Raw genomic sequence first — 13,649 nt, 5'->3', positions numbered from 1 at the left:
ATTGAAATTGAAGTTGAGTTGGATCAGATTAGCCCCTCCGCAAATTCTAGTATTGGGTTTCGCCAGTATTATTATGTTAGGAGCTTTGCTACTTACGTTACCTATCTCTAATGCAACAGGTAAGTCGCTAGCTTTTATTGATGCATTATTTACCGCTACATCAGCTACCTGCGTAACAGGGTTGGTAGTTAAGGATACAGGAATATTTTTTAGTACATTTGGTCAAATTGTCATTATTGTACTCATTCAAGTGGGTGGTATTGGATTTATGACGATGGCGACGATGTTCTCATTTGCTCTAAAAAGGAAGATTTCGCTTCGGGATCGATTACTACTGCAAGAAGCGATGAATCAGAACACAATGGAAGGTATAGTACGTTTGATCCGAAAAGTATTATTATTCTCATTCGTTATAGAAGGTACTGCAGCCATTATGTTGACCAGTCGTTGGGCATTTGACATGCCTTTTGGAAAAGCTTTATACTTTGGAATTTTTCATGCGATTTCTATGTTTAACAATGCTGGTTTCGATCTATTCGGTAATTTCCACAGCCTCACAGGTTCAGTATATGACCCTATAGTGAATTTTGTAGTTATGTTCCTGATTGTGTCAGGTGGGATTGGATTTATTGTGTTATCTGATATTGTAGATTTTCGAAGAACACGAAGATTATCACTGCACTCTAAAGTTGTGCTGTCCATGACAACATTCCTGATCTTATTCGGAGCGATCATTATATATGTTTTCGAATTTTCAAATTCAAAAACATTGGGACCGTTGCATGGAGGAGGAAAGATTCTCAGTTCCTTTTTTCAATCAGTTTCGACACGTACAGCTGGAGCCAACACCATTGCTATTGGAGATATGCGACAGGCTTCTCAATTTTTCATGGTTATACTTATGTTCATTGGTGCTTCGCCAGGATCTACTGGAGGTGGGATCAAGACCACGACGTTTACAATCATTATTGGAGCCGTTATTGCGATGTTACGTGGCCGAGATGATATTGTGATGTTCCGCTACCGACTTGCACAAGAACGGATATTCAAAGCTCTGACGATTACATTACTTTCACTTTTGCTCATCATAGGTGTAGTCATGGTACTCTCCACGACAGAAGATAGTAGTTTCTTAATGATATTATTCGAGACCACATCTGCCTTCGGTACGGTAGGGTTATCGATGGGATTAACAACACAACTAACTTTTACAGGGAAAATACTTATTATCTTTACGATGTTTGCTGGTCGTCTAGGGCTGATTACACTTGCTTATGCACTAGGACCAAAGAAAGGGAAAGAATTATACCGTCATCCTGAGGGTAAAGTTATCATTGGATAAATAAGAAATTGAAGTATGAAAAAGGAGTACGCGGATAAAAATGAAAAAACAGCAGTTTGTTGTTATTGGGTTAGGGCGGTTTGGATCGGCAGTAGCACTTGAACTTATGGCACTAAACTATGAAGTGCTAGGTATTGATAGAAATGAAGAGATTGTAAGTAATATGAGTGAATTACTCACGTACGCTGTTGTAGCTGATGCCTCAGATGAAGAGGTACTGAAATCGCTAGGTGTTCGTAATTTTGATTGTGGGATTGTAGCTATTGGAGACGATATCCAAATGAGTATTCTTGCGACGATCATATTAAAGGAATTAGGGGTATCTAAGGTTATAGCTAAAGCGATATCTGTTCTGCATGGGAGAGCGCTTGAGAAACTTGGAGTAGATCGGATCGTATACCCGGAGCGGGATATGGGCATACGGGTTGCACATCAATTGGTTACTCCCAATCTGTTGGATTATATTGAACTTTCGAAAGATTACAGTATTGTAGAGATTAAAGTTCCAGCCCGGCTTGATGGGAAGGCATTGGCGGAAATAAACACGCGTGTGAGATTTAGCTGTAGTATCGTAGCCTTGTATAGGGCAAATGGAATTATTATAGCTCCTACCGCTATGGATCAGCTTCGGACAGATGATATTATGGTTATTATCGGGTCTAACGAGAATATAGCACAGTTGGAGAGTGAACTAATGAATGACAATTAAATGAATTGGGATAAACCCAGAATCTGATGTAATGGATTCTGGGTTCATTGGTACAGGATAGATGAGTTGAATAATGATGTCGTTTCTACAGTCCATTGTTGGGCAGCCTTACTTAGCTCCGAATAATCCCCATAAATTAAGGAGGTAGTTCGTCGTGTCTCTTTGAGATCTGGGATATGGATAACCATTAGATCATTGTCATCGAGTAATCTTTGATGTAAATAAGATTTGGGAAGTAGTGTTACGGCTTTACAAGTGGGCAGCAAGCGAACAATGGCTTCGAAAGAATCGATCTCCATCCGAATATCAGGAATGATCCCTGTACTTTGAAACAGCTCATCTGTTAATTTGCGATACCATGTTCCACTAGAGAAAATAATCATCGGTAATCCTTGCAAATGGTTCATATTGACCTCTGATATTTCAGCGAGTGAATGGGTTCTTGGTAGAACTAATTCCAAATGGTCATCAAATAAAGGGATACAGGTTAGACCTGGTTCATTAATAGAAGAGGCGACGATCCCAACGTCTATCTTCTTCTCGCGGAGTGCTAAGACGATCTCGTGTGTTCTCCCTGTGACTACTTTGATTTCAGCTGTTGGATACTTTACCATAAATGTATTTATTAATGGTGGAAGAGTGGTTTGTAGAGTAGTCAGACTTGCTCCGAGAGTGACAGAGATTTGACTTCCATCTTGATGTTGGGAAATAGTTCTCAGAAATTTCCTTTGTTGCTTACCCTGTTCCTGGGCAAATATATATGTTAAATGCCCGATGGAGGTTAGCTCTAATCGTTTACCACGCCGATGGAAAAGCTTGACCCCAAGATCGTTCTCCAATTTGGCGATTTTGCGTGATAGGGCAGGTTGAGATATGTTGAGTAGTTTGGAAGCCTTATTAAGGCTGGATTGTTCTACGACGATTGCAAATACATCTAATGCTTCAAACATGGTACCCCTCCCTCTATTAAAATATAAGAAAGTATAAGTTTCACTTGATACTCTATTCTTTATATTTCCACTGAAACGGACGCCTTAAAGTGATACGAAGTATCGCTAGCATCGGAAGCATAAGCTTTTTTGAAAAAAGACGGCATAGCCATTTCTACTTGTTTATATAGTAGCATATGTGTTTTAGTTATAACTAATAATACTTATATTGCAATTCCATTATAAGATGAAATGGAGTAACATGAAAAGTGCCACAGGATGTTCACAAAATAGAACGATGAATATAGGTTTTATACCATTCACTGTGGATTATGTCATGTTCTAATGTGGTTTTATAATAAATATGAATTGAAAACGCTGTTATGGAAAGGGGAATAATCGTCATATGAAAGGGTATTATGCCAGAAAGATTCACTCGTTACTCGGGGTTATTCCATTAAGCTTCTTTATACTGGAGCATCTAGTGACGAACTTCGGTGCGTTTGAAGGAGGGCTTGAACAATTTAATGAGGGAGTTGCCTTCTTAAATGGCTTGCCATTTGTATTTTTCATGGAGCTGTTTCTCATTTGGTTACCACTGCTCTATCATGGGGTGTTTGGCTTATATATTGCTTATCAGTCCAAACCCAATGTAGGTTCATACAATTATGAACGTAACTGGAGATTCACGTTACAACGAATTACAGGTGTACTTACTTTCATGTTCGTTATTTGGCATGTATATGAGACACGGGTGCAAGTAGCTCTTGGAAATGTTACACATGAAGAACTGGGAGGCATTATACATGCTGTCGTAATGAACCCGGTTACCTTTACACTATATTTAATTGGTGTTATATCTACAGCTTTTCACTTCTCCAACGGCATTTGGTCTTTCCTTGTAAGTTGGGGAATTACCGTAGGTCCGCGTTCTCAACGTGTATCTTCAATGATGTGTATGGGGCTATTCGCTATCGTATCGTTACTGTTCGTATTGTCACTCATTGCTTTCCGGGGCGTTGAGTTCCAAAGTGCAATGAACGTCATTGAATCAATAAAGACAGTCTTAAGCTAAGGGGTGCTCAATTATGGCAACAACAAATATTATTATTGTAGGCGGCGGTTTGGCTGGATTGATGGCAACCATTAAAGCAGCCGAATCAGGGAATCACGTACACTTATTCTCATTAGTTCCAGTTAAGAGATCACACTCTGTATGTGCGCAAGGCGGAATTAATGGAGCGGTTAATACGAAAGGGGAAGGCGATTCTCCTTGGGAGCATTTCGATGATACCGTTTATGGTGGAGACTTCTTAGCAAATCAACCACCTGTAAAGGCGATGTGTGATGCGGCTCCGGGTATTATTCATCTCATGGACCGGATGGGCGTTATGTTCAATCGTACTCCTGAAGGTTTACTTGATTTCCGTCGCTTTGGGGGTACGAAATACCACCGAACAGCATTTGCAGGAGCGACAACGGGTCAGCAATTGTTGTACGCATTGGACGAGCAGGTACGTCGGTACGAGGCAGATGGATTAGTTACCAAGCGTGAGAATTGGGAGTTTCTATCCGCAATTATTGATGATGAAGGTGTATGTCGAGGAATATGTGCACAAGATCTGAAGAGTATGGAAATTCATACTTTTGTTGCTGATGCGGTGATATTAGCAAGTGGGGGTCCAGGCATTATATTCGGTAAAACAACGAATTCTGTCATTAATACAGGTACAGCAGCCAGTGCTGTTTATCAGCAAGGTGCCTATTACGCTAACGGTGAGTTTATTCAGATTCACCCAACGGCTATCCCAGGAGATGACAAGCTACGGTTGATGTCGGAATCTGCACGTGGGGAAGGCGGACGCATCTGGACATATAAGGATGGTAAACCTTGGTATTTCTTAGAAGAGAAGTATCCTGCTTATGGAAACTTGGTACCACGTGATATCGCAACTCGAGAAATATTCGATGTGTGTGTAAATCAGGGTCTTGGGGTAAATGGAGAGAATATGGTATATCTTGACCTTTCTCATAAGGATCCGAAAGAGTTAGATGTGAAGTTAGGCGGTATTATTGAGATTTACGAGAAATTCATGGGGGATGATCCTCGGAAAATCCCAATGAAAATATTCCCAGCAGTCCATTATTCTATGGGCGGAATATGGGTTGATTACAATCAAATGACGAACATCCCAGGGCTCTTCGCTGCTGGTGAATGTGAATATCAGTATCACGGTGCGAACCGTCTGGGCGCTAACTCGCTTGTATCTGCAATATATGGCGGTATGATTTCTGGACCGAAAGCGGTCGAATATATCAAGGGCTTGAAGAAGAAAGCGGAAGATTTACCTTCCTCCTTATTTGAGCGTTATAAGAAAGAACAGACTGATAAATACGAGAATCTTCTTGCGATGGATGGAACAGAGAATGCTTATGTAATCCATAAAGAGCTAGGTGAGTGGATGACGAATAATATGACTGTTGTTCGCTATAATGACAAGCTTGAAGCGACTATTGAGAAGATTAAAGAATTGAAGCTACGCTATAAGAATATCAATATGAATGATAAATCTCGTTGGAATAATTCAAGTGTGGCGTTTACCCGTCAACTATGGAATATGCTTGAGCTGGCTCAGGCAATGACACTAGGCGCCCTAATGCGTGATGAAAGCCGTGGTGCTCACTATAAGCCGGATTATCCAGAGCGTAATGATGAGCGGTTCCTGAAGACAACCAAAGCGAAATGGACGCCTGATGGTCCGCAGATCTCATACGATGAGATCGATGTATCTCTTATCCCACCGCGAATTCGCGACTATTCGAAAGAAAAGTAGAGCTTACGCTTTCGATGTATGTTTTTACGAAGTACATCAAGTAGAAACGCTCAAAACATTTGGGAGGAATTGATATGGCGGAAACAGCTGTAGTAAAGAAAAATGTTAAGTTTATTATTACTCGTCAGGATACACCGGATTCCAAGCCTTATACGGAGGAATTTGAAGTTCCATACCGTCCGAATATGAACGTCATTAGTTCACTTATGGAAATTCAGCGGAATCCAGTGAATAGCCTAGGTGAGAATATTGCTCCTGTATGCTGGGATTCCAATTGCTTGGAAGAAGTGTGTGGTGCTTGTTCGATGGTTATTAATGGTAAGCCGCGGCAGGCTTGCGCAGCTCTTATTGATAATTTGGAACAACCGGTACGCTTACAACCGATGAGTACGTTTCCTGTTGTTCGTGACCTAGTGATCGACCGTAGCCGAATGTTTAAGGCACTCAAGCAGGTGAAGGCATGGATTCCGATTGATGGAACATATGATTTGGGACCTGGGCCTCGTATGGCAGAGAAGAAACGTCAATGGGCCTATGAATTGTCTAAATGTATGACATGTGGCGTATGCCTTGAAGCATGTCCTAACGTGAATGAGAAGACGGATTTCATTGGACCTGCAGCTATATCGCAGGTAAGGCTCTTTAATGCCCATCCTACGGGGGAAATGAATTCTGAAGAACGGTTGGATGCTTTAATGGAGGACGGCGGCATTGATGGCTGTGGTAACTCACAGAACTGTGTGCGTTCCTGTCCAAAAGGCATTCCACTTACAACATCTATTGCTGAAATGAATAAAGACACAACCAAACATATGTTTAAGCGTTGGTTGGGAGTGTAATACGAGCATGAAATAATAACACCTCTGCGATTCGCAACTTGTGCGATATCATAGAGGTGTTATTTGTAGGGATGGATAGCTCTATAAATCTAGGAATGGAGGAGATTATATTGATTATTGATCGACCGATAACGAGCGCTGATATTATGATAGATTGCAAAAGACTTGGAATACATCCTGGTATGTCTCTACTAGTTCATTCTTCCTTGAAGAGCATCGGCGGTTGGATCGTAGGAGGAGCAGAAGCCGTGATTCTAGCATTAGAGAATGTGCTAGGAGACGAAGGAACACTCATTATGCCTACGCAATCGTCTAATCTTACAGATCCAGAGACATGGATGAATCCGCCAGCAGACCCTCGATGGTGGAACCTTATTCGAGAGAGTATGCCTCCGTATGATCCAGATTTCACGGTGACCACAGGGATGGGTATGATTCCGGAGACATTTCGCAAACAGTCTGGGGTTTGGCGTAGCGCTCATCCTCACGTATCTTTCGCTGCTAGGGGAAGACTTGCTAAATATTTCATGGAGTCTCATCCATTAGATTACAGTCTAGGAGAGAGTTCCCCACTCGCAAGAATGTTTGAAATGGATGCCTATGTCCTATTATTAGGAACGACTCATGACAGTAATACGTCATTCCATCTGGCAGAATATCGATCCTCATATCGTGGAAAGAAGGAAATTGAGTCTAAAGTACCCATGATGGGTAAACAAAATACAGAGTGGGGATCATATCAAGATATCAATTTCCATTCGGATGATTTTCAAATAATAGGATCAGATTTCGAACGATCTCGTTCAGGAGAATGCATACGGGGGAAAATTGGGCAATCGTCTTGTATGCTTGCAAGACAAAGGGATTTGGTGAATTACGCGGTGTCGTGGTTAGGGAATAATCGATAATTATACTTCCTAAGGAGGAATCGATATGATTTGCAGAGAACGTAAAGAGGGTTGGGTCATGATTACACAACATGATCACGGAGTGCTTGCAGGACAATTTGCTAAGGCCTTTAATTCAATAAGCTTTCGAAGTAGTAAACGCTGGGAAGAAGCTATATTTGCGGTGACCGAGCATGATCGGGGATGGATCGACTTGGATGACATGCCTTTTTGGAACGATGCACAGAGTGCACCTTATACGTTTATAGATTTACCTCTCGCAACGAAGCTTGCGTTCTACAGGAGAGGATTAGATGAGATTGAATCAACAAGCCTATACGCAGCATTAATATGTAGTTTGCATTTCGAGAACCTTCTGAACCAAGCGGAGCTTGAACATCCAACACTTACGAAGTATATGCAACATGAGCAGAAGCGCAGAGATCATATACAACTACTGCTGGGTGGAAGTGATTTAGTGGTAGAAGGGGAACTTTCCTACGATCTTCACGTATTGAAATTCTGTGATGATCTATCTTTATACCTATGCTTGAATGAACCAGGAATCGTGAAAGAACATGAGCACCCTTGGTTTCGTGATGGATTCGTTGCTTCGCAACAATTTGATTGTACCGATGGTGAAATGATTCAGGGATTCTGGAAGGATCAATCTACAGTAGAATTAACGAACTTTCCATTTGACTCAGCATTTTCAATTGAGTTACCTTGTAGATATGTATCCAAGGTGGATATTCAAAAGATGGGATTAGTTGAAGCTTTCTTAAATAGTGAAGAAATGAATTACTCTGTTCAAATTCAGAGTAGGTAATCAATATTTAATATATTGGAGACGATGAATCATGATGAATAATGAGAAGTCTCAAGATTCCTCCAAGAAGATGACAAGAAGGCAGTTTCTACAGACTAGTGTATCTACGGTTATTGGTGCAGGTTTGCTTACAAGTGGATATGCATGGCTATGGGAACCGAAGCAGCTCGCTATTGAAACGGTACAATTACATTTCAATACGCTTCCGTCAGCATTTGATGGATTGAAAGTTGTTCAGTTTAGTGATGTACATCTGGGTTTCCACTTCGATGATAAGAGGATGAAGAAGCTAGTTAAAGCGATCTCAAGTCAATCGCCAGATATCATTTGCTTCACGGGGGATATAGTTGATCGCGATTCAGAATCATTGGTCGGAGCAATGTCAGACTTATCTTCACTTCATGCTCCATTAGGGAAATATGCTGTCTTAGGTAACCATGATCATTGGGGACAACCGGCTGAAGTTAGGCGTATGCTACAAGAGTGTGGATTTACTGTTCTTCAAAATTCGCATGTGATTGTGAGGAAACAAGATAGCATGTTTGCTATCGTAGGCTTAGAAGATCAACTACATGGTAATCCCGATCCCAAGAAGGCACTGGAGGGTATAACGGAAGGTACATTCTCACTACTACTCATACATGAACCTGATTATGCTGATACTGCGGCCCTATATCCTTTTGATATGCAACTATCAGGGCATAGCCATGGTGGGCAAGTGAGGCTTCCCTTCTTCGGAGCCATAATTACACCTATGGGTTCAAGACGCTACATACAGGGGCTCTACAAGCTGAAATCCAGCGGAATGCAGTTATATGTGAATCGTGGTGTAGGGGTTACGCAATTGCCAATAAGATTTCTATGTAGACCTGAGCTTACCGTATTTACGTTGAATAAGTCTGGAGAGTGAACAGGTATGTTTGGGAAAGTTGAGCCTATAAACCTGTCTAATCTACATAACGAAAGGATACAGCTAAGATGGATTGAGAGGTCAGATAAGGAACAATTATGGTCTATTCTCTCTGATCATCAAGCGTTCCATTCTGTAGCAATATATAAGGATCATACTTATTATCAATCTAGAAAGATACTCGACCAAATATTAAGTCGTGATGTAGAGCATAATCTGCATTTCGGAATATGTTTGGGTAAAGAGGGTGGTCTCATAGGTTTCATCTCTCTCCAAAGTTGGGGTAAGGTTCAATCTATGGCGACGTTAGGTTACATGCTTGATCGGTTATACTGGGGACAGGGATTGGCTACAGAGGCGGTGGGGCTTCTATTGGACTTCGGTTTCACGGAGCTTGGATTAAAAAGAGTTGAGGGAAGATGTCTTGAAGATAATATCGCCTCGGAAAAGGTACTGATCAAGAATGGATTCACTTGGGATCGAGTACATCCGAAGAGGTATGGGTCGCAGGATGATCTAACGAGTAAAATCAACATATTCAGTCTGAATGCTACATGTTATAGACAATATAGGGAAAGGTGAGTTAGTAATTAATTGTTACACAAATGAAATATAACGGTTACGTAACTCTAACAGAGAGTGGCTATACTGATTACATAACCCCCTTTTGAAATATAAAATATGTTTAGGACCCGTTGATAACGGGTCCTTTTTTTTTATGCTGATGATCAATCGAAAGGGACAATGTGCTTCTGCTTCTGTTTATAATATACCCACTCTTTGAAACCGATTTCCTTGAGTTTTGAGCGTACTTCTAACAATTCATCTCCAACACGTTCAGGAATATGCGCATCAGATCCGAACGTGACATCCACGCCATAATAGAGTGCTCTTTCTAACATGGCATTTGAAGGATACCATCCGCCACTTATCTTTGTCTTACCTGATGTGTTAATCTCAATAGCCACACCGCATTCAGCTATGATCTTCATGGTTTCATCGATGACTTCATTAGCAGGAATGTCGGAAAAGGCAGGATAATAACCTTTCATCGCATCGATATGTCCGAGTATTTGGAAAATCCCGCTTTTTGCAGATTCTTGTATCAAGCGATAATATTCCTTCTTAACGTCAATCTGCTGTTTAGTATTTAAGCTAGACCAACGATTCTTGTTGAAAATGCTAACATCATATACTTGATGAACAGAACCAATAATATAATCAAAGGGATATTCTGAGAGCATTTGGCGATAAAGATCAGCTTGTTTCTGGAAAAAGTCAGATTCAATACCTAGCAGAACATCAATTTTACCTGCGTATTCTTGCTTAAGTTGAATGACCTCTTGTACATAATTCGCCAATTCAGATTTTGCCATAGTGATTAACGGAAACGCCCGATCTTCTTCTCTGTGGAAGTAGGGAGTATGATCAGAAATACCGATGACCTGAAGTCCAGAGGAAATAGCGGATTCGATATAATCTCGAATATCCCCATCTGCATGCCCACAACGATAATGATGTGTATGTATGTCAAATTTCAAAATATGCACACTCCTTTTAATATATAAATTATTCAGAACTGATAAATTGTGTCTCAGGCATTCCTTTTAGATCGCTTAGAAATTGCTGCATGGCAGAGTTAAGATATCTTCCTGATTTATAAATGACACCAACAGGATGAGTGACTTCAAGTTCGAAAAGCGGGATGATCTTTAGTGTACCCAAACGAAGTTCCCTAGAGACAGATAATTTGGAAATAATACCTGCACCGAGGTTAAGCTCCACCATACGTTTTATTTCTTCACTGCTAGAAAGCTCCATGATTACATTAGGAGTAATTTTATGCTTTTTGAAAATTTCATCGACAAATTTACGTCCGACCGTATCACCTGTAAGTAAAATAAGAGGTAGATTATGTAGCGCTTCAATCGATGCTACAGGATTTCGAGACAGTGGGTGCTTAGGAGTGACCACAAGTTCGAACGTGTCATAGTAAAGTACTGAAGTAATTAAGTTAGGATTACGTTCAATAAGATATCCGATTCCAACATCGATCTGCCCATTCACTACGCTATTGTACACTTGGCACGATGCCATAGATTGAATTGTGGTCTTGATGAGTGGGAACTGGTCTTGGAAATAAGATAAGACACGAGGAAGTATCTGTATAGCAATGGAAGTTGTCGTTCCAAGAACAATATGTCCTTGAGGTGTGTCGTTCAAATCAGAGAGGCGTTGTTTTAATTCTTCTACAATAGACAGAATACGCACGGTATGATCTAAGAATACTTCACCCCGATCTGTTAACGTGACAGGCTGATTTCGATCCACAAGTACCGTATTAAACTCATCCTCAAGGCTTTTAATTTGAGCGGATACGGCCGGTTGTGTTAGATTAAGTAATTCTCCTGCTTTTCGAAAACTCATCGTTTTTGAAATGGTTACAAGTGTCTCCAACTGACTAATGTTCACGTCATCCCTCCTCTTGATACGCACTTTATTCATCTTATCGATACAATACGTTATATAAAATTATAGATGATACTCCAATTCAGAGCAATGAAAGTCCAGATATATTATTGATTTAATGTATGAGTACCATTCAGAAACTGGTTTTAAAATCCGATAGATATAGATATGTGCTTTTTCATGGAGTGCACAGAGTACGGATTCTTATGAATATGAATTAGGTATAAGGGACTGAAAAACATTAAATATTATATAAATGATGTCATATTCATGGGATTAAAGTATAATTATTTTGATGAAATATAGGGACTTTTGACTCAATGACTACTAGTTCAATGGAAAGAGGGCAATTAAACGATGAAAGCTGAGATTATTAATCCATTTCTAGAATCCGCTAGGGTTGTTATCGAGCAAGTTATTCAAGTATCTCCTTCTACTGGCATTCTAGCTATTAAGACAATTGAATTTGTTAAAGGTGATATATGGATTCAAGTGGGTATGACAGGGCAGTTATCGGGTAATATAGTATTCGGATTGAAGGAGACGGTTGCACTAAAGATTGTCTCGGTTATGATGGGTGGTTTTGTTCTAACGGAAATGGACGAAATGGGACAGAGTGCCATCTCTGAACTTGGAAATATGATTAGTGGTAATGCTAGCACAATTCTTTCTAATCAGGGTGTAACGGTTGATATTACACCACCCAAAATTGTTACACCGGAAAACAACTCCATGATTCTAACTAAAAAGGCGCTAAGTATTCCGCTGAAGATGGATGGAATTGGAGAGATGGATATCCAAGTGATGATTTCTTAGAATAGCGAATCAAGTTAATTCTAAGAGAAAGGAAAAGATGATGCTGAAAGATAAAGTGGTTGTTATTACGGGAGCATCTAGTGGGATTGGAGCATTAGCTGCGAAGTTTCTGTCGGAGCAGGGTGCTATTCCAGTGTTGCTTGCCCGCTCGGAGGAGAAGTTAGAGTCCGTGGGAGCGCAGCTAACGGGTACATATGAGCTCATTGTGATGGATGTAACACAACAAGAACAAGTACAACATGTGATCAACGGAGTGATACAACGATACGGAAGAATCGATGTTCTTTTGAATAATGCGGGATATGGTAAATTTGATTCTATTCTAGATATGACTGTGGATGAATACAGTGAAATGATGAATGTGAATTATATGGGAACGGTGAGGTGTACGAAGGCAGTTCTGCCCGATATGTTAAAGAGGGGAGAAGGGCACATCGTGAACGTCGCCTCCATGGCGGCTAAGATTGGAACAGCAAGGTCTACTTCATACACGGCGACTAAACATGCTGTTTATGGATTTAGTAATAGTCTGCGACAAGAGCTGCGTGGGACTGGAATTACGGTGTCCACTATCAATCCGGGACCAATAGATACGCCGTTCTTTGAATTGGCAGACCCCTCTGGGCATTACTTATCTAATATAAGCTGGTTTATTATGAAGCCTGCATATGTTGCTCGAAAGATAGTTCGACTTATTGACCGTAAACAGGAGGAGATTAACCTACCCTGGTTAGCTGCTGTTGGGATGCGTATATATCAGCTATTCCCTCGCTTGGCGGATAAATTAACATATAAAATGATGAATAAGAAATAAGAGAACCGGCTCATAGGGGGCGGTTTTTTCTAATTATTTGGAGGGATTTCTGTTTTAGCATATAATGTATAGATGCGAGTTCAAAGAGTCAACTTTTCAGCACCGAGAAGATTGGATGAAGCAAGGGAGTGAGGAGCGGAGCGTAGGCAGTCCCTACGTGAGCACCGGAAGGACCGGCTGAATTCAATATTCGATGTCGAATAGGCCTCTTGAGATACTTCGTGATCAAAAGATGACTTTTTGAACAACCTCTATAGGAATGATTTGAACA

At 40.6% G+C, this 13,649-nt stretch carries 14 protein-coding genes; 11 read left to right on the top strand and 3 right to left on the bottom strand.

The features are described from left to right. The first annotated feature begins 1 nt into the window (after position 1). On the top strand, positions 2-1,342 hold the full coding sequence (locus ACP8HI_RS15950) for a TrkH family potassium uptake protein (RefSeq protein WP_438347191.1): 1,341 nt from the start codon (positions 2-4) through the stop codon (positions 1,340-1,342). A gap of 40 nt (positions 1,343-1,382) precedes the next feature. Next, complete coding sequence (locus ACP8HI_RS15945; RefSeq protein WP_438347190.1) at positions 1,383-2,051, top strand: potassium channel family protein; 669 nt, start codon at positions 1,383-1,385, stop codon at positions 2,049-2,051. Positions 2,052-2,095: 44 nt separating this feature from the next. Here the strand turns inward: ACP8HI_RS15945 and ACP8HI_RS15940 are convergent, their stop codons facing one another. Further along, the gene (locus tag ACP8HI_RS15940) at positions 2,096-3,001 is read right to left on the bottom strand and encodes a LysR family transcriptional regulator (protein WP_438347189.1); all 906 of its coding nucleotides are present in this window, start codon (positions 2,999-3,001) and stop codon (positions 2,096-2,098) included. Positions 3,002-3,386: 385 nt separating this feature from the next. Here ACP8HI_RS15940 and ACP8HI_RS15935 point away from each other — a divergent pair, with 385 nt between their 5' ends. The 7 genes from ACP8HI_RS15935 to ACP8HI_RS15905 all read left to right on the top strand — a co-directional run bounded on the left by ACP8HI_RS15935 (position 3,387) and on the right by ACP8HI_RS15905 (position 9,861). Continuing rightward, positions 3,387-4,055: a succinate dehydrogenase cytochrome b558 subunit gene (locus ACP8HI_RS15935; protein ID WP_438347188.1), complete on the top strand. Its 669-nt coding sequence runs from the start codon at positions 3,387-3,389 to the stop codon at positions 4,053-4,055. 13 nt (positions 4,056-4,068) lie between these two features. After that, positions 4,069-5,814 carry a succinate dehydrogenase flavoprotein subunit gene (gene sdhA, locus ACP8HI_RS15930; RefSeq protein WP_438347187.1) on the top strand — a complete coding sequence of 582 codons (1,746 nt, stop codon included), beginning with the start codon at positions 4,069-4,071 and terminating at the stop codon, positions 5,812-5,814. Positions 5,815-5,888: 74 nt separating this feature from the next. Beyond that, on the top strand, positions 5,889-6,653 hold the full coding sequence (sdhB, locus tag ACP8HI_RS15925) for a succinate dehydrogenase iron-sulfur subunit (protein ID WP_438347186.1): 765 nt from the start codon (positions 5,889-5,891) through the stop codon (positions 6,651-6,653). 95 nt (positions 6,654-6,748) lie between these two features. Next, on the top strand, positions 6,749-7,561 hold the full coding sequence (locus tag ACP8HI_RS15920) for an aminoglycoside N(3)-acetyltransferase (protein WP_438347185.1): 813 nt from the start codon (positions 6,749-6,751) through the stop codon (positions 7,559-7,561). 25 nt (positions 7,562-7,586) lie between these two features. Next, positions 7,587-8,369, top strand: a complete 783-nt coding sequence (locus tag ACP8HI_RS15915) for a DUF3891 family protein (protein ID WP_438347184.1) — start codon at positions 7,587-7,589, stop codon at positions 8,367-8,369. Between the two features lie 31 nt (positions 8,370-8,400). Next, positions 8,401-9,279 (top strand): metallophosphoesterase, encoded by an 879-nt coding sequence (locus ACP8HI_RS15910; protein WP_438347183.1) that lies wholly within the window; start codon positions 8,401-8,403, stop codon positions 9,277-9,279. A gap of 6 nt (positions 9,280-9,285) precedes the next feature. Beyond that, positions 9,286-9,861 (top strand): GNAT family N-acetyltransferase, encoded by a 576-nt coding sequence (locus ACP8HI_RS15905; RefSeq protein ID WP_438347182.1) that lies wholly within the window; start codon positions 9,286-9,288, stop codon positions 9,859-9,861. A 146-nt stretch (positions 9,862-10,007) separates the two neighbouring features. On the opposite strand, the gene ACP8HI_RS15900 is transcribed toward ACP8HI_RS15905, so the two are convergent. Both ACP8HI_RS15900 and ACP8HI_RS15895 read right to left on the bottom strand, forming a co-directional pair. Further along, a complete protein-coding gene (locus ACP8HI_RS15900; RefSeq protein WP_438347181.1) occupies positions 10,008-10,820 on the bottom strand; it encodes a histidinol-phosphatase in 813 nt (270 codons plus the stop codon). Between the two features lie 28 nt (positions 10,821-10,848). After that, complete coding sequence (locus tag ACP8HI_RS15895; protein WP_438347180.1) at positions 10,849-11,751, bottom strand: LysR family transcriptional regulator; 903 nt, start codon at positions 11,749-11,751, stop codon at positions 10,849-10,851. 354 nt (positions 11,752-12,105) lie between these two features. Between ACP8HI_RS15895 and ACP8HI_RS15890 the strand changes: the two genes are divergently transcribed. Next, positions 12,106-12,564, top strand: a complete 459-nt coding sequence (locus ACP8HI_RS15890) for a chemotaxis protein CheX (RefSeq protein ID WP_438347179.1) — start codon at positions 12,106-12,108, stop codon at positions 12,562-12,564. A 37-nt stretch (positions 12,565-12,601) separates the two neighbouring features. Next, positions 12,602-13,378, top strand: coding sequence for an SDR family NAD(P)-dependent oxidoreductase (locus ACP8HI_RS15885; protein ID WP_438347178.1), 777 nt, complete (start codon positions 12,602-12,604; stop codon positions 13,376-13,378). Positions 13,379-13,649 lie beyond the last annotated feature (271 nt).

This window comes from Paenibacillus sp. FA6 (genome assembly GCF_051550225.1).
In the GTDB taxonomy this organism is placed as follows: domain Bacteria; phylum Bacillota; class Bacilli; order Paenibacillales; family Paenibacillaceae; genus Paenibacillus_AQ.
Note: the sequence above shows the minus strand (reverse complement) of the source record. Positions and strands in the feature narration are given on the sequence as shown.